Source organism: Bhargavaea sp. CC-171006, from assembly GCF_009761675.1.
GTDB classification, from domain to species: Bacteria; Bacillota; Bacilli; order Bacillales_A; family Planococcaceae; genus Bhargavaea; species Bhargavaea changchunensis.
In genome coordinates, this window is sequence record NZ_QUZH01000031.1 from 1 (window position 1) to 16,482 (window position 16,482).

Sequence of the window (16,482 nt, forward strand, 5' to 3'; positions counted from 1 at the left end):
CTCAGTTGGTAGAGCATCTGACTTTTAATCAGAGGGTCGCAGGTTCGAGCCCTGCATGGCTCATACGGAACGCCTTCCCGGCAGCGGGAAGGCGTTTTTTCTTATGTCAGTTTTCCAGCCCGCCCATTTTGCGTTCCTTTCGATCCTCCTCGTCTTCCTCTCCGTCCCGCCTGATTTCCTGATCCCCGGAAGGTTCTTTCATTTCCTCGGCGGCTTCTTCCACTTCTTCCATCTGCTCCTCGAGTTCCTCCATCTCTTCCTGGTACTCCTCCTCAACCTTGGTGGTGGAGGGGATGAACGGTTCATTATTGTAATCGACACGCTTGCCGTAGCGGAGCATCTCGTAGATGATCATGCCGTTGTTGGGCATGCCGTTGACGGTCTTCATCGGAACGATGTCGAACAGCACGTAATAGAACTGATAAAACAGGAAGCGGTTCCAGAAGGTCTCGTATTCAGTGACAACACCGTTCGCGATCAACGCGTTCAGGACCAGTGCCGGAACGAGGTTGATCAGGATCGGTCCCGCATAGATGAGCACGTAAGCGAATTTACCTTTCCGTTTCAGGTCATCATAAGAGTACCAGCTGTAGAGATGGTAATACTTCCTCACATCGAAAATCCAGAACTTGAATATGCGTGGTCCAGAACCGACTGTGAGGCGCGGGTTCACTACGCCGAAGATCGCGCTCGTGATCACGTAGCCGAGCTCACGCAAAAATATGACGACCGGCAGGATGATAAATGCCGAGATGATCAACGAAATCAGATCCGTAAGTCCGAACACCGGCATCTCCGCCTTTCCATCCGCTGTTTCTACCCTATCTCTATACCCTTTAAACAGAGGTGTATGACTGCCACTTTATGGGGATGGCTGTCGGGAAGCGGTCTGACGGGATTCCGTCAGGGAGATTGATATAATAGTCATGGATTAATTGAGAGGGGGATTCGACGTTGATTCTGAATAACGCGAAGCTGTATGGCCAGGATGGCCTGTGGACAATCGATATTGAGGATGGACGGATCCTATCGGTGACCGCTGCCGGAGAGACGGACGTATCGGGCAAGGATGTAAGAGACCTGGAAGGTAAACTGGTCCTGCCGCCTTATGTGGAGCCGCATATCCACCTCGACTACGTATTTACGGCAGGCACGCCGCGCTGGAGCAAGTCGGGTTCGGTCTTCGAGGGAATCGAGATCTGGGCAGAGCGCAAAAAGCTGTTGAATGAAACGAAGGATGACCTGAAAAAGCGCGCGCTGCGGGCGATCGAACTCCAGGTGAAAAACGGTATCCAGCACGTCCGGACACATGTCGACGTCAGTGATCCGACACTCAAGGGCATGGAAGCGCTTCTTGAAGTGAAGGAGGAAGTGAAGCCATGGGTGGACCTCCAGCTTGTGGCGTTCCCTCAGGAAGGGCTGTACACGAAGCCGGAAGGCGAAGAGCTGCTGATTCGCGCAATCGAGATGGGCGCGGACGTCATCGGCGGTATCCCTCACTATGAGCTCACCCGCGAAGATGGCGTGAAATCGGTGATCCGGGCGCTTGAACTCGCGGATGAGTACGGCAAGCTCGTTGATATCCACTGCGACGAGATCGACGATGACCAGTCACGATACTTGGAAGTGCTGGCGGGAGAAGCGCTCCGCCGCGGCATGGGCGACCGGGTGACGGCAAGCCACACCACTGCGATGGCTTCCTACAGCAACGCCTACACGTACAAGCTGTTCCAGACACTTAAAAAAGCCGGTATCCACTTCGTGTCGCTTCCGAAGGCGAACCTGCATCTGCAGGGCCGCTTTGACGCACACCCCGTCCGCCGCGGCGTGACCAGGGTCAAGGAGATGCTGGCGGAAGACATCAACGTCTGCTTCGGGCTCGACTCGATCGTGGACCCATGGTACCCGCTCGGAAACGGCGAGCTGATGAGCGTGGTCGACGCCGGCCTGCACGCCTGCCACATGACTGATTACGCCCATATCGTCAAGGCGCTCGACCTGGTCAGTGTCAACGGTGCAAAGGCGCTCCATCTCGGTGACGAAGAATACGGCGTGAAGGAAGGCAATCCGGCCAACCTCATCGTCATCAATGCCGACTCAGAATACGAAGCGGTCCGCACACAGGCACCGGTCCTCCTGTCGGTCAGGAACGGCGAAGTGATCGCAGAGACACAGCCGGCAGTGACGGAGACGACCTTCAGGACGGAAGAATAAGCTTAATCTAAAGAGCGAGGTGGCAGTGTGCGGGTTCTCGAATTGAATGGCGTCAGGCTCCGGCCGCTTGAACGAGGAGATTTCGAAGCGCTCTGGGAATTGTATTCACCGGATATATTCTTCTTTATGCTGCACCAGGTCGAGACGAAAGAGCGTTTCGACCAGTGGCTTGAAACAGGAATTACTGCGATGGAGACAGGCTCCAGCTGCCTGGCATTTGCGGTGGAAGACGCCGGCACGGGAGCCATGATGGGGACTACCCGGATTTTCGGCATCGACCCGTTCAATAAGCTTTGCGAGATCGGCTCCACCTTCTACGGCAAGTCATACCAGCGGACCCATGTCAATACGACATCGAAGTACCTGCTGCTCCGCCACTGCTTTGAATGAATGGACATGATCCGTGTCCAGTTCAAGACCGACTCGGAGAATGTGCGATCACAGAAAGCACTCGAGCGGATCGGCGCGAAGCTGGAAGGCGTCATGCGGAACGAGCGTATCCGCTCCAACGGCAATCCGCGCGACGTCCACCTCTACTCGGTGATCGACCGCGAATGGCCGGAAGTGAAACGGCATCTGGAGCGGCTGATGGAAAGGGATTGAAGAAACCGGCATACCATCCGTAAAAGGAGGCATGCCGGTTTCATTTCCCGGTCAGGTCATTTAATTTCGCTTCGATTCTATCGAGCTGCTCTTTCCGCTTTTTGGCGGAACGACTGAACAGCACAAAAGCGGCGATGATGCCTGCTGCAACGGCCAGGTAAAAAATGATGGTTAAAAGGTCACCCAGGTTGGTCAATGATCCCATCTCCCTTATCATGTTGTTTATAGCTTAACTCACAAGTAGAATATGAAAAGACTAGAAGTGATCAAAACAGGCTGGAAGGGAGTCATCCAATATGGATTTCGAAACAGTCATGCAGGAGCTTGAATCCCTGGGCAAGGAACGCACGAAAAAGATGTACATGTCCAACGGCGCGCATGAGCCTCTTTTCGGTGTGGCGACTGGTGCGATGAAGCCGATGAAGAGAGCGATCAAGATCAACCAGCCCCTGGCGGAGGAATTGTATGCGACGGGAAATTATGACGCCATGTATTTCGCAGGGGTCATTGCCGATCCGAAAACCATGACGGAAACGGATTTTGACCGCTGGATGGACGCAGCGTATTTCTACATGCTGTCCGATTATGTGGTGGCCGTAACTCTGTCCGAGTCGCCACTGGCACAGGAGATCGCCGACAAATGGATCGCGAGTGGCGAGGAGCTCAAGATGTCGGCGGGCTGGAGCTGTTATTGCTGGCTGCTCGGAAGCCGCCCGGACGATGAATTCTCAGAAAGCAAGCTTGCCGGGATGTTAGAGGCCGTGAAAAACGGCATCCATGACGCCCCGGAGCGTACAAAATCGGCGATGAGCAACTTCATGTATACCGTGGGGATCTCTTACAGTCCGCTCAGTGAACTGGCGGTCGGAACCGCACGGGAAGTCGGCACTGTCGAGATGAAGCGTCCCAACAAGAAAAACAGTTTACTGAACGCCTCCGAAAACATCCAGAAGGACCTGGACAAAGGAAGGCTCGGATTCAAGCGAAGATATGTCCGGTGCTGAGACCGAAAAAAGCCTGTATCTGGGAGGAGGCGCCTCCTCAGATACAGGCTTTTATTAGGAGTTCAGCTTTTCCCACTTGCTCAGTGTCATCCGTTCCGTCAGCTTGTTCGGATTGTCCATCTTGCAGATGAACTCCAGGCTGTTGCCATCCGGGTCGTTAAAGTGGATCTTGGCATGGGCGTAGTCCTCCTGCGGCATCACGAACGGTTCGTCCGGACCGAATCCGAATGCCTCCCTCGGCTCGTATCCCCTTTCCCTGAGCCAGCTGATAGAGTTTTTCAGACCATCAAGCGACACTTGAAAGGCGATGTGCCGGATGGATGGATGATAGTCCAGTTCGACTTTGTCGGTTTGCCATAGCCCCAGCCAGCTTTTGTCTTTCTCAATCCACAGAAAAGCCAGCCCCTCCCCGTGGGTATGCGCAATTTCCAGCCCGAGACCGGTATAAAACTTCAGTGAACGATCCAGGTCTCTGACCGGCAGATGGGCTTCATACAGTCCCGTGATCATCTCAACACCCCCATTTTCCATGCAGTCTACAGCCATTATAACGAAACAGACAGACTCTTCCGATGAATAATTATCCTAATCTTTGTCCGGTTGAGCCATCTGCCCTTTTCGATTCATAATAGTAGCCAAGATCGGAAAAGGGGGATGGCAGCATGAACAGTCACAAAGAAATCTCAATTATCGGGGTTCCCGCGGATTTCGGCCAAAGCCGGCGCGGGGTCGACATGGGGCCGAGCGCGATCCGCTATGCGGGTGTCGTGGAGCGGGTTGAGGCGCTGGGGCATATCGTAAGGGATGAAGGGGATATCCCGGTCGATATGGATGCGCCGCGCGAAGTGTCGGGCACGAACCTGAAAAACCTCAAGGCGGTGACCGAAGGGAACCGGAAACTCGCCGAAAAGGTATCGGAGACAGTCCGCGACGGGCGCTTCCCGCTTGTCCTCGGCGGCGACCACAGCATCGCGATCGGCACATTGGCCGGGCTGAACGAGCATTACAGCAACCTCGGGGTCATCTGGTATGACGCGCATACCGACCTGAACACGGCAGAGACATCGCCTTCCGGAAACATACACGGGATGCCGCTTGCCGTCGCGATGGGACTCGGGCACGGGGATCTTACCTCGATCGGCAGCGGGCCGAAGGTGAAGCCTGAAAACATCGTGGTCATCGGGGCTCGCTCGATTGATCCGGGTGAGCGTGAGCTTGTCAGGGAAAAGGGGATCCGTGTGTATACGATGCACGAAATCGACCGGGACGGCATGACCGCCATCATGCAGGATGCCATCCGCTACCTGGAAGAACGCGGGGTGGACGGTGTGCATCTGTCGCTGGACCTCGACGGGCTCGATCCGCTTTACACACCGGGTGTCGGCACGCCGGTGCAGGGCGGCCTCAGCTACCGGGAAAGCCACCTGGCGATGGAGATGCTCCATTCGACCGGCCGCATCACTTCCGCTGAATTTGTAGAGGTGAATCCGATCCTCGATGAGCGCAATAAAACAGCAGACGTCGCAGTCGGACTGATGGGCTCTTTGTTCGGCGAAACCTTGATTTAAAGGCACTTTAGCCGGTTCCCGCTTAAGGGAGCCGGTTTTTCAGTTTTTCAACATTTTTAGATTTTCCTTTGATACAATGAAGTCAATAAATGGGCCGGAGTCGAACGGAAGGAAAAAGGGTATTCTGATTTCAAACTTTTTCGCGGAAAAAGTGAAACCCTTTGGTGCGCCCGTCCGTATACCAACTAGCCGCATGAAGCGGGGGGAAATCGAGAAGAATGGAAGACATCGTCAAAAAACGAATCAAACAAGTCCTGAAGGGGGACCAGTCGGCGTTCGAAGAAATCGTTTCCCTCTATCAGAACCGGCTATACCAAGTATGCTATCGGATGCTGGGCAATCGGCATGAAGCCGAGGATATCGCGCAGGAAGCGTTCATCAGGGCGTACATCAACCTGCATACCTTCGACCAGAAGCGGAAGTTCTCGACGTGGCTGTACCGCATCGCGACGAACCTCTGCATCGACCGGATCCGCAAGAAAAAACCGGATACGTTTCTTGATGCGCCGGTGCCGGGGACCGATGGGCTGGACCATTATTCCAGCCTGGCACACGATTCTCCGCTGCCGGAAGAGGAAGTCGAGAAGATGGAACAGCAGGAGCGGGTCCAGTACGAGATCAGCCGGCTGCCGGACAAATACCGGTCGGCGATTGTTCTGCGTTACATCGAGGAACTGCCCCTCCAGGAAATCAGCGAAATCCTCGAGCTGCCGCTGGGCACAGTGAAGACGCGCATCCATAGGGGTCGCGAAGCTCTTAGGAAACAAATGAAGAAGTTGTAGGAGGGAATCGGGATGAAACCGTGTCCGGAAGAAATTGTCCAGTATATGCATGACTATCTGGACGGGGAAATCACCCGCCGGGACGAGCAAATTCTGAGCGAGCATCTCGAGAAGTGTCAGGCCTGCCAAAAACATATGGATCAGCTCAGCCGTTCGGTCGCATTCCTGAAAAGCGCCTCGCACATCGAAGCGCCGGAAGGTTTCAGCGACCGCATCATGGCTTCGCTGCCAAAGGAGCGCCAGGGCGCAGGCGTGCGCCGCTGGTTTGGGCGTCATCCGATGCTTGCCGCGGTCGCCATGTTCGTGCTCCTCGCCGGGCTCGCCCTGTTCTCGAATTTCAATACATCCGACCAGCAGCTGGCCGTGTCCACCCAGCCGAACCTCGTCGTCGAAGGGAACAAAGTTATCGTTCCCGAAGGCGAGAAGGTTGAAGGCGATCTGTTTGTGAGAAACGGTGAGCTGCATATCGAAGGGGAAGTCGAGGGTGACGTCACCGTCATCAATGGCTCCAAATACATGGCCTCCACGGCCGTCGTCACCGGCAAGATCGAAGAGATCGACCGCGCTTTCGAGTGGCTCTGGTACACGATCAAGTCCGGCGTCAAAGAGGGCCTCTCCGTCTTTGAAGGCCCTGATCCCGACGACGAAGAAAAATAAAGGGAAGCACCCGCTGCGGAGCGGGTGCCGGACTGCAGGCGAAGGGATTTTCTCTTTGCCTGCGGTTTTTTTAGTCAGGGTTATTGGCCGCTGTAAATGATGAGATTGGGTGGCCGATGCCGAAACTTGGAGCGATAGTGGTGAAACTGAAGAGAGTCTAGGAATAAAACGGGAATGGGAGAGTGACATCTTTCATTCCCGTTTTTTTATTGATTGCAAGGCCTTGCCGGGCGAGCAGGATGCATAGTGACATTCTCCCGAACTGGGGAATATTCTCTGTGCGATTACCTCATTCATTGAAATTAAGAATCAAAGGCATTTGTCCAAAGTTAGATTTTCACCTTTGAATATATTAAAGAAGTATAGGGAAAGGAGGGGAAATCATGAGCAAAGTCTGGATGAACGATTCCTTCTTCGAAGATTGGAACCGGGATAAAAACGAGCAGCGGGAAAATCGTCAAAAGCGTCAATCCGAGAAGGATGAGCGGGACAATCGCAAAAATCGATCTGGCGACAATGAAGTCAAAGTTGAAATCAATATTAACGTTAACAGCGACTCTGAGGTCAAGGTTCGTTTCCGCAATGAATCTGATTCTGATCAAGAAAAAAGAAAGAGATACGATTTCTAAAAAGTCCTTAAAGGCTAGTGGGTACCAGTTCAATCTGGTACCCCTTTTTTCTTTTTGAGATGGATAAAGACCGAAAGACCAGGCGCGCGCGATAAGAGTCCAAACAGAAACAACGAAAGACCAGGCACGCAAGATAAGAGTCCAAGCAGAGACAATGAAAGACCAGGCACCACGGCCAAACTTCGCAACTTGCACATAAAATCCGCCGCCCCAGTACCGGGACGGCGGATTTTCATTTCACCATATTCTCCGTGCCGATCTTTTCATACAGGCCGCTTTTTCTGAGAAGGATTTTTTTCTCTTCGGGGATGCCCTGGAAAAGGAGCCGGACCCCCTGGCGGTCTGCAAGATCATGGGCGAATGACAGGGCGGCCACGCCCCCGGCATCCAGTGCGGAAAGGCCATGGAGCCGGAGCATGATGGCATCGGCAGGCGTCTCGAGCTGTTTCTCGATTTCCCGCTCAAACTGCTGGGCGGTTCCGAAAAAGAGGGGGCCGTCGACGCGTACGCTGCGGAATACCGAACCCTTCGGAACCCCGCTGTAGATAAAGTCATCGGCCGTGGCTTCACCCGTCTGAAGCTTCAGCTTGCCGCTCATCTTCTTCAGGAAGACAAGGACGGCGAGCAGGAAACCGACCTCGACGCCGACAGTCAGGTTGACAAAGACGGTCAGCAGGAACGTCACCCACAGAACAGCCGAGTCTCCCGTCTTCAGGTGTGAAATCTTAGCGAACGACCGCAGTCCGCTCATGTTCCATGCGACCAGCATAAGGATCGGCGCCATGCTGGCGAGCGGGACGTGGGAGGCAAAAGGTGCGAACAGCAGCAGGACAAGAAGGACAAACAGACTTTGGACGACGCCGGACAGCGGACTGACGGCCCCGGCACGGATGTTTGTCGCCGTGCGGGCGATGGCGCCCGTTGCCGGGATGCCTCCGAATAGCGGAGCGGCCATATTCGCGACACCCTGCCCGAACAGTTCACGGTTGGAAGCCGACTTCTTGCCGCCGGCCATATTGTCGGCGACGACTGCGGACAGCAGCGACTCGATTGCGCCCAGTGCCGCGATGATCAGTGCCGGCTGCCACAGCTCGAGGATCTTGCCGCCTGTGATTTCCGGCAGGCGGAATTCCGGAAGCTGCTGCGGGATGCCGCCGTAGGCAGTCCCGATCGTCGGGAGCTGGCCGGGATAGAAAAGCACAGACACCAGCGTCGGAATGAGAAGTGCGGCGAGGAAGAGCGGGACGCGCGGCGCGATCCGGGGCAGGATGATGATCACGGCCAGCCCGATCGCCGCCGTCAGGAACGCATACCCGTTGAATGTGCCGATGGTCCGGAAAATCTCCCACATGTTCTCGTGGAAGAATTCACGGCGCTCCAACCCCTCGAGGCCGAGGAAGTTGCCGATCTGGCCGGTAAAGATCGTGACGGCGATCCCGGCGGTGAAGCCGATCGTCACCGCCCTCGGGACGAAGTGGATCAGATCCCCGATCTTCAGGAACGACATGATGACAAGAAACACTCCGGCCATGAAACCGGCGACGAGCAGGTCCTCGTAACCATATTCCAGGACGATGGCGAGCAGGATCGGAATGAACGCGCCCGTCGGTCCTGCAATCTGAAAACGGGAACCGCCGAGAAGTGCTACAAGAAGCCCGGCGATCACGGTCGTGTAAATGCCGTATTCCGGCTTTACGCCCGAAGCGATCGCGAACGCCATGCCGAGCGGAATGGCGACAATCCCGACCGTGATGCCGGCGAGAATGTCCTTCCTTGCCGTCCGGCCATTGAGTGACTCGAAACGGCCCAAATTCCTCATGTTGATTCACACTCCATCATCTTGATGCGGACCGGGAAGTGAGAAAAAAGGCCCGGTCCCCTCTATAAGTAATTATAAGTCAAAATGAGGAAATATGAAATATCGCTATAGTAAAATAGTTTTGTATTGAATGCGGCGCAGCATCAAGAAATGGTCTCCCTGATGAGCGTTCGTCAGGCTTCTGTGGCCCGCCCGGAATCCGTCCTGACCCGCAAGTCTTCCGGGCACCGGTTCCTGCCGCCAAAAGTCTCCATCAGCCGAGCGGTGAAGTGGTCCGGTATGGTATACTATCGGATATGCATGCGTTAAGAAAAGGCGGGGATGCCTGTGGCGTTCTTTGAGCGTTTTACGGACCTGACTTGGGTGGAAGTCCTGGTGAATATCCTGGACATTCTTCTGGTCTGGTACGTTCTTTATAAACTGATTACCATCATCAAGGGCACGAAGGCGGTTCAGTTGCTGAAAGGCGTGTTCGTTGTCGTCATCGCCTGGTTCGTCACGAAACAGCTCGGCCTGACGACGATGTACTGGATCATGGAGCAGGTGTTGACGTGGGGGTTCCTCGCAGTCATCATCATCTTCCAGCCGGAGCTCCGGCGCGCGCTCGAGCAGATCGGGCGCGGGAAGCTGTTTGCCCGGAGCAGCATGGCGGAGGAAGAGGAGCGGGACCGCCTCGTCGAAGCCGTCACGAAATCGGTCGGCTATATGGCGAAGCGGCGCATCGGCGCGCTCATGTCCATTGAGCGGGAGACCGGGCTGTCGGAGTACGTCGAGACCGGAATCCCTATGAATTCCAATCTCACGTCGGAGCTCCTCATCAACATCTTTATCCCGAATACACCGCTCCATGACGGGGCGGTCATCATCCAACAGGATCGTATCGCGGCAGCGGCCTGCTACCTGCCGCTGTCGGAAAGCCCGTTCATCTCGAAGGAGCTCGGCACGCGCCACCGCGCGGCGCTCGGCCTGAGCGAGGTGACCGACGCCATCACGATCGTCGTTTCCGAGGAGACCGGGGCTATCAGCCTGACGCGCAACGGCGATCTTCACCGCAACCTGCCGCCTGAGGAGTTTGAGACATTGCTCCGGAAAATGTGGTTTGGTCCTGTGCCGGAGCCTCAGGCCGCCTCGAAGCGGAAACGGGGAGGGAAGAAGAATGGATAAGTTCATGGACAACCCGTGGTTTATCCGCGGCATCGCCCTGTTCTTCGCCGTCCTGATGTTCCTCGTCGTGCAGTCGGATGAGGAGCAGGGAAGCCGCGCCGCGGGCGGGACGGATATCGCCGTCCTGCAGGATGTGCCGATTGAAGTGTATTATGATGATGAAAATACGGTCGTCACCGGAGCGCCCGAGACGGTCAGTGTCACCATCGAAGGGCCGGGCAACCTCGTCCGGACGACAAGGTCTCTAAAGGACTTCACGGTGTTCGTCGATCTGCGCGCTCTCACAATGGGCGCGCATGAAGTCACGGTGCAGACGGAGAATCTTTCGGAAAAGCTGGAAGTATCCATCGATCCCGAAACAGTCGATGTCGTCATCGAAGAACGGATCAGCCAGGAATTCCGTGTGGATCCGGAGATGAATGAGCGGCTGCTCGCAGAAAACCATGTCATCAACTCGCTTGAGGCAGAGCCGTCGACCGTCATGGTCACGGGTGCCAAGAGTGTCATCGAGTCGATCAGCTTCGTCAAGGCGTCGGTCACCGCCGACCCGGGAGTGGACGGGCCGCTCGAACAGCAGGCAAGCGTCCGTGTGCTCGACCGTGACCTGAATAAACTGAACGTCATCATCGAGCCGGCCGAAGTGACGGTCAAAGCGGACATATCGGAGTATTCGCGGTCGGTACAGGTCGCGCTGGAGCAATCCGGCACGCCGGAGGAAGGCGTCACCATCGATTCGATCAGCACGGCAACGGAGACCGTCAAACTTTTCGGGCCCAGGAATGTTCTTGATGAAATCGGCGAACTTTCCGTCGCGGTCGATGTTTCGGAAGTGACCGCCAGCGGGAAAGTGACCGTGGAACTTAAGAAGCCGGCAGGAGTGACCAAGGTGTCGCCGGGGTCGATTGATGTGGACGTCCGTGCGACTGTCAACGGCAATGATGAAGAAACGGCGGAAGCGCCGGACGAGACGGAGGAACAAGTCGCCGAATCCGGCCAGCCGGAGGAGGAAGAGGAGCCCGAAAGCCCGGCCGCTGGGTCGGCCGCCGACGGGGATACCGCCCAGAGCGATGAATCCGGCCCCGAATCCGGCAGTACTGCAGAAGAAGAGGCGTCCGGCACCCTCGACGGACTTGCAGTGGAAGTCCGGGGTCTTGAGGAAGGGCAGACCGGAGAGGTCATCCAGCCGGACGGGCCGCTCTCCCTCAAGATCCGGGGGCCGAAAAGCGCCGTGGACAGCGCCAAATCCGGCGACTTTAAGCTATTTGTCAATGCAGGCGGAGTCAGTGAAGGAGAAGCATCACTCGTGGTGCATGTGGACGGGCCATCCGGCATCAAAGCCGAACCGGCTCCGGGACGGGTCACCGTGCGCATCGCCACCGCCTGAATATGAAATGAACGTCAACAGTGAAGGAGAGAGTCATGATGGGTAAATACTTCGGAACAGACGGGGTGCGCGGTGTCGCCAATGAAGGCCTGACACCTGAACTCGCATTCAAGCTCGGCCGCTATGGCGGATATATCCTCACAAAACACGCATCCGGCAAGCCCCAGGTGCTGATCGGACGTGACACTCGCATTTCCGGCCATATGCTCGAAAACGCGCTTGTCGCAGGACTTTTGTCAATCGGGGCAGACGTCATGCTCCTCGGCGTCATCAGCACGCCGGGCGTCGCCTACCTCACCCGTGCGATGAGCGCGGATGCGGGGGTCATGATCTCCGCGTCGCACAACCCTGTGGAAGACAACGGCATCAAGTTCTTCGGCGGCGACGGCTACAAGCTGAGCGATGAGCAGGAAGCTGAAATCGAAGAACTGCTGGACAAGGGAACCGACGAACTCCCGCGCCCGACCGGTGTCAATCTCGGCACAGTCACCGATTACAAGGAAGGCGGCCAGAAGTACATCCAGTACCTCAAGCAGACGGTCGATGAGGACTTTACCGGCATCCATGTCGCACTTGATTGCGCACACGGCGCCACGTCCTCCCTTGCGACCCATCTGTTCGCCGACCTGGATGCGGATATCTCGTCGATGGGCTCTTCGCCGAATGGCCTGAACATCAATGATGGCTGCGGCTCGACCCATCCCGAAGTGCTCGCCGGTTTCGTCGGGGAAAAGGGCGCCGATATCGGCCTCGCCTTCGACGGTGACGGCGACCGCCTGATCGCGGTCGATGAAAACGGAGATGTCGTCAACGGCGACCAGATCATGTTCATTCTCGCGCGCCACCTGAAAGAGGAAGGCCGTCTGACCAAGAACACGGTCGTCTCCACGATCATGAGCAACCTCGGCTTCTACAAGGCGATCGGCGAATACGACATGGATAGCGTCAAGACTGCAGTCGGCGACCGCTACGTCGTCGAAGAAATGAAGAAAAACGACTACAACCTTGGCGGCGAGCAGTCCGGCCACATCATCATGCTGGACTACAACACTACGGGCGACGGCCTGCTGACCGCGCTCCAGCTTGTGAACGTCCTGAAGATGACCGGACGCACGCTGTCCGACCTTGCCTCGGACGTCCGGATGTTCCCACAGGAACTGGTCAACGTCCGCGTGACCGACAAGCATGCCGTCACGGATAATGCCAAGGTCGCAGCCGTCATCTCGGACGTCGAGAAGGATATGGCAGGAAACGGCCGCGTCCTCGTACGCCCTTCAGGCACCGAGCCGCTCGTGCGTGTCATGGTCGAAGCGCAGTCCGAGGAAGAAGCCTCCCGCTACGTAAACCGCATCGCGGAAGTCGTCCGCGCGGAAATGGGCACGGAAGCTTAATAGAATGATGGAGATCCGTCCGGAAATTCCGGGCGGATCTTTTTGATTTGGGATGGATCGGGTAAACAAGATGGTAAAGAAGGGATCACTTCCCAGAAAGGGGCAGATGCAGATGGCGCGGTTTAGTTGGCTCCTATTCCCCGCAACCTTGCTGCTCGTATTCGGGGCATGCGGGCCGGAGGATGTAGATAAACCTGAAGCCGGGGAAGAGCAGGCCGAAGCGGAACACGACGAACTGCCGGCTGGAGCGGACCAAAGTCAGGCACAGGATGACCCAGAACAGGTGAAGCAGGACGTGCTGGCGGACGTTTGGGAGAAGGTCATGCAGAAGTCGGCTGCGGAACCGAAGCTTCCGCGTGATCTGGAGACCGGCGACCGTTATCTGACTGCCAGGGTGACCGCCAACCCCGAAGGATATGAGGTGTTCTATTATCTGATGGAGGAGCCGGTGCCGGTGAATGATGCGCAGCTGGAGCAAAAGGACCCTTATCTGACCGTCAGCGCAATCGTCTACGACACTGCTGAAGGCGCCCGGGCCGGAGTCGATTACGAGCCGGAGAGGAAAGCCGGACAGCCCGCAGACCTCGGTCATGGCATCACAGGCTATATGGATGCCGGCGCGGGAAGCATCGGTCTCGTCTGGCACGAGGGTCGATGGTCGTTTCTGATTCACGAACGGAACGGGGAAGACGCGGGCGAAGAGATGGTCGGACAGGCAAAAGAGATTGTGAAGAAACTCGAGGAAAAGATGCTCCCGGCACCTCAGGAAGTCGGGTCAGGTACATTCGACATGACCGGAGACGGGGCATCGGCCCATTCGCTTCAGTGGCAGGCCGAGAATGTGGTTTATACCGTACATTTCGGAGAACCGCTGGAACTGATCGACATTGTGGCCAAGATGAATGAATAGACGGAAACCGTCCGCTTGCGAGAACCGGACGGTTTTTTCGCTTGGTGGAGGGGAAGGATGGACTATGGCCAATCCTATAAACAATTGTCCGCAATATAAACACTTGACGAGGTTGTGAGCAAAAGTTTATAATCGAAACAAATGTTAGAGGAAGGAGTGCCGGTGGATGAATGAGAAAGAAGCAGCCATCGTGGAGCTGATCCGGCGTAATCCGTACCTTTCCCAGCAGGGGATGGCGGAATCGCTCGGCATCTCCAGGCCGGCGCTGGCAAATCTGATTTCCGGGCTCATGCGGCGGGGGATCATCCGGGGGCGGGCATATATTCTCGCCGAGGAAAACCGCGTGGTCGCAATCGGCGGGGCGAACGTCGACCGGAAATTCCATCTGAAGGCAAATGCCCAGGCGGGAACGTCCAATCCGTCGACGGTGACCTCGTCGGTCGGCGGCGTCGCGCGAAACGTTGCGGAGAACATCGGACGCCTCGGACATCCGGTGAGCCTCCTGACGGTCGCGGGCAATGATGCCGACTGGCAGCGCATCGAGCAGGCGACTGCACCCCATGTGGAACTGGCGCATGCTGCGCTTCTTCCGGGCCGGACGACAGGCTCCTATTCCGCCGTACTTAACCCAGACGGCGAGATGGCCATTGCGCTGGCGGACATGGATGTGTATGACGACCTTTCCCCGGATTACATCGACTCCCACGCCCCGGTGATCCAGGGAGCGGCACTCGCGGTGATTGACCTGAACTGTCCGAAGGAGACGGTCGCCTTTGTGCAGGAACTGTCCCGGCAGAGCAGTACGGAACTGGCGGTCGTCCCGGTTTCTTCCCCGAAGATGGATAGGATGCCGGATGATCTCGGAGGCGTCACCTGGCTCGTCTGCAACCGGGATGAGACGGAGACCTATACCGGCATCCCGGTGGAAGACGAATCTTCCTGGAGAGAAGCGGTACAGCTCTTATTGGACAAAGGGGTCGAAAATGCGGTCGTGACGGCCGGTGCCAAGGGCGTCATGGCAGGCAACAGGGACGGAATCCGTCACTACCCGGCAATCAGCGGTGTCCATGTGGAAGACGTGACGGGTGCAGGCGATGCGTTCGTCTCGGGTCTGCTCCACGGTCATCTGTCAGGCTTCGGCTTTGATGACAAGATCCGCTGCGGGCTGGTGAACGCTGCGAAAACACTTGCTTCGGACGCGACCGTGCGCCCGGAGCTCTCGGCAGAACAACTCAAACTTGAAATGGAGGAACTCCGATGAAACAATATCTCGAATTTTCCAAGGAAGTCAAAGAAGCGATTGAAGCAGGCAAGCCGATCGTGGCGCTTGAGTCGACAATTATCTCCCATGGCATGCCATACCCTCAGAACGTGCAGACCGCCCGCGAAGTCGAGCAGATCGTCCGCGACGGCGGAGCCGTTCCTGCTACGATGGCGCTGATCGACGGCAAGATCAAGATCGGCCTGTCCGACGATGAGCTTGAAATGTTCGGCAACGCGGACAATGTTGCGAAAGCTTCCCGCCGTGACATCGGCTACCTGCTCGCAACGAAGCAGCTCGGCGCGACAACGGTCGCAGCCACGATGATCTGCGCCGACCTCGCCGGCATCCGTGTGTTCGTAACGGGCGGCATCGGCGGTGTACACCGCGGTGCGGAAACGACGATGGACATTTCCGCGGACCTCGACGAACTCGGCAAGACGAATGTCGCAGTTGTCTGTGCGGGTGCCAAGTCGATCCTCGACATCGGCCTCACGCTCGAATACCTGGAGACAAAAGGTGTTCCGGTCGTTGGCTACGGCACAGATGAACTTCCTGCATTCTTCACGCGCAAGAGCGGCTTCCCGCTCAGCATCAGCACCGACAGTGCAGAAGATGTGGCGGGCATGCTGAAGGCGAAATGGGACCTCGGCCTCGAAGGCGGAGCGGTCATCGCAAATCCGATTCCGGAAGAGGACGAGCTCGACCCGGCCTTCATCAACGGAATTATCGAGAACGCCCTGCAGGAAGCGAAAGAGAACGGCATCTCCGGCAAGGAAACGACTCCGTTCCTTCTGGGCAAAGTAAAAGATCTCACCGAAGGCAAGAGCCTCGTCGCCAACATCGCGCTCGTCAAGCACAACGCGAAAGTCGGCACGGAAATTGCGGTTGCCTACAACGAACTGAACAGCTGATTTTGGAAAGCCGTCCGGATGGGCGGCTTTTTCTTTTGAATTAAGCAAAGATGGGCGAGTGCTTTTATACTGAGCCGGAATGCAGACTGAACATCAGATGAGTGCGCCCGAACTGAACCGGGTACTTCCGGGACATCATTTCAGATATTGGTTCTTGCAATCCAGGTTAAGGGGATTATAAT

18 protein-coding genes are annotated in these 16,482 nt (G+C 56.5%); 14 read left to right on the forward strand and 4 right to left on the reverse strand.

Translation table 11 applies throughout. The features are described 5' to 3' along the window. Positions 1-106: 106 nt before the first annotated feature. Positions 107-793 (reverse strand): zinc metalloprotease, encoded by a 687-nt coding sequence (locus DZC51_RS14265; protein WP_232524154.1) that lies wholly within the window; start codon positions 791-793, stop codon positions 107-109. 161 nt (positions 794-954) lie between these two features. Between DZC51_RS14265 and codA the strand changes: the two genes are divergently transcribed. From codA to DZC51_RS16310, 3 genes are read left to right on the forward strand one after another with little or no spacing between them, the layout of a single operon-like run. Next, positions 955-2,214: a cytosine deaminase gene (gene codA, locus DZC51_RS14270; RefSeq protein ID WP_157297024.1), complete on the forward strand. Its 1,260-nt coding sequence runs from the start codon at positions 955-957 to the stop codon at positions 2,212-2,214. 27 nt (positions 2,215-2,241) lie between these two features. Then, positions 2,242-2,604 carry a GNAT family N-acetyltransferase gene (locus DZC51_RS16305; RefSeq protein ID WP_232524155.1) on the forward strand — a complete coding sequence of 121 codons (363 nt, stop codon included), beginning with the start codon at positions 2,242-2,244 and terminating at the stop codon, positions 2,602-2,604. A 6-nt stretch (positions 2,605-2,610) separates the two neighbouring features. Further along, the gene (locus DZC51_RS16310; RefSeq protein ID WP_232524156.1) at positions 2,611-2,817 is read left to right on the forward strand and encodes a GNAT family N-acetyltransferase; all 207 of its coding nucleotides are present in this window, start codon (positions 2,611-2,613) and stop codon (positions 2,815-2,817) included. 40 nt (positions 2,818-2,857) lie between these two features. Here the strand turns inward: DZC51_RS16310 and DZC51_RS16225 are convergent, their stop codons facing one another. Next, positions 2,858-3,013 carry a hypothetical protein gene (locus DZC51_RS16225; RefSeq protein WP_198304132.1) on the reverse strand — a complete coding sequence of 52 codons (156 nt, stop codon included), beginning with the start codon at positions 3,011-3,013 and terminating at the stop codon, positions 2,858-2,860. 100 nt (positions 3,014-3,113) lie between these two features. Between DZC51_RS16225 and DZC51_RS14280 the strand changes: the two genes are divergently transcribed. After that, positions 3,114-3,821: a DNA alkylation repair protein gene (locus DZC51_RS14280; RefSeq protein ID WP_157297026.1), complete on the forward strand. Its 708-nt coding sequence runs from the start codon at positions 3,114-3,116 to the stop codon at positions 3,819-3,821. Positions 3,822-3,875: 54 nt separating this feature from the next. On the opposite strand, the gene DZC51_RS14285 is transcribed toward DZC51_RS14280, so the two are convergent. Then, positions 3,876-4,331 (reverse strand): VOC family protein, encoded by a 456-nt coding sequence (locus tag DZC51_RS14285; RefSeq protein ID WP_157297027.1) that lies wholly within the window; start codon positions 4,329-4,331, stop codon positions 3,876-3,878. 152 nt (positions 4,332-4,483) lie between these two features. Between DZC51_RS14285 and rocF the strand changes: the two genes are divergently transcribed. The 4 genes from rocF to DZC51_RS14305 all read left to right on the forward strand — a co-directional run bounded on the left by rocF (position 4,484) and on the right by DZC51_RS14305 (position 7,457). Further along, positions 4,484-5,389: an arginase gene (rocF, locus tag DZC51_RS14290; protein WP_157297029.1), complete on the forward strand. Its 906-nt coding sequence runs from the start codon at positions 4,484-4,486 to the stop codon at positions 5,387-5,389. 218 nt (positions 5,390-5,607) lie between these two features. Beyond that, complete coding sequence (gene sigW, locus DZC51_RS14295) at positions 5,608-6,171, forward strand: RNA polymerase sigma factor SigW (protein WP_063182271.1); 564 nt, start codon at positions 5,608-5,610, stop codon at positions 6,169-6,171. Positions 6,172-6,183: 12 nt separating this feature from the next. Beyond that, on the forward strand, positions 6,184-6,828 hold the full coding sequence (locus DZC51_RS14300; RefSeq protein WP_157297031.1) for an anti-sigma factor family protein: 645 nt from the start codon (positions 6,184-6,186) through the stop codon (positions 6,826-6,828). 383 nt (positions 6,829-7,211) lie between these two features. Then, entirely contained in the window at positions 7,212-7,457 is a 246-nt protein-coding gene (locus DZC51_RS14305) for a hypothetical protein (RefSeq protein ID WP_157297033.1), read from the forward strand. A gap of 232 nt (positions 7,458-7,689) precedes the next feature. Here DZC51_RS14305 and DZC51_RS14310 read toward each other — a convergent pair whose 3' ends face one another. Then, positions 7,690-9,276: a SulP family inorganic anion transporter gene (locus tag DZC51_RS14310; RefSeq protein WP_157297035.1), complete on the reverse strand. Its 1,587-nt coding sequence runs from the start codon at positions 9,274-9,276 to the stop codon at positions 7,690-7,692. A 321-nt stretch (positions 9,277-9,597) separates the two neighbouring features. Between DZC51_RS14310 and cdaA the strand changes: the two genes are divergently transcribed. From cdaA to DZC51_RS14340, 6 genes are all read left to right on the forward strand, one after another. Next, positions 9,598-10,440 (forward strand): diadenylate cyclase CdaA, encoded by an 843-nt coding sequence (gene cdaA / locus DZC51_RS14315; protein ID WP_198304129.1) that lies wholly within the window; start codon positions 9,598-9,600, stop codon positions 10,438-10,440. Next, entirely contained in the window at positions 10,433-11,824 is a 1,392-nt protein-coding gene (locus tag DZC51_RS14320) for a CdaR family protein (protein ID WP_157297040.1), read from the forward strand. The genes cdaA and DZC51_RS14320 overlap by 8 nt, the downstream gene beginning before the upstream one ends. A gap of 38 nt (positions 11,825-11,862) precedes the next feature. Continuing rightward, positions 11,863-13,215, forward strand: a complete 1,353-nt coding sequence (glmM, locus tag DZC51_RS14325; protein WP_157297042.1) for a phosphoglucosamine mutase — start codon at positions 11,863-11,865, stop codon at positions 13,213-13,215. A gap of 112 nt (positions 13,216-13,327) precedes the next feature. After that, positions 13,328-14,125 carry a hypothetical protein gene (locus DZC51_RS14330; protein ID WP_157297044.1) on the forward strand — a complete coding sequence of 266 codons (798 nt, stop codon included), beginning with the start codon at positions 13,328-13,330 and terminating at the stop codon, positions 14,123-14,125. 166 nt (positions 14,126-14,291) lie between these two features. Further along, on the forward strand, positions 14,292-15,386 hold the full coding sequence (locus tag DZC51_RS14335) for a carbohydrate kinase (RefSeq protein ID WP_157297046.1): 1,095 nt from the start codon (positions 14,292-14,294) through the stop codon (positions 15,384-15,386). Continuing rightward, positions 15,383-16,300, forward strand: coding sequence for a pseudouridine-5'-phosphate glycosidase (locus DZC51_RS14340; protein WP_157297048.1), 918 nt, complete (start codon positions 15,383-15,385; stop codon positions 16,298-16,300). The genes DZC51_RS14335 and DZC51_RS14340 overlap by 4 nt, the downstream gene beginning before the upstream one ends. Positions 16,301-16,482 lie beyond the last annotated feature (182 nt).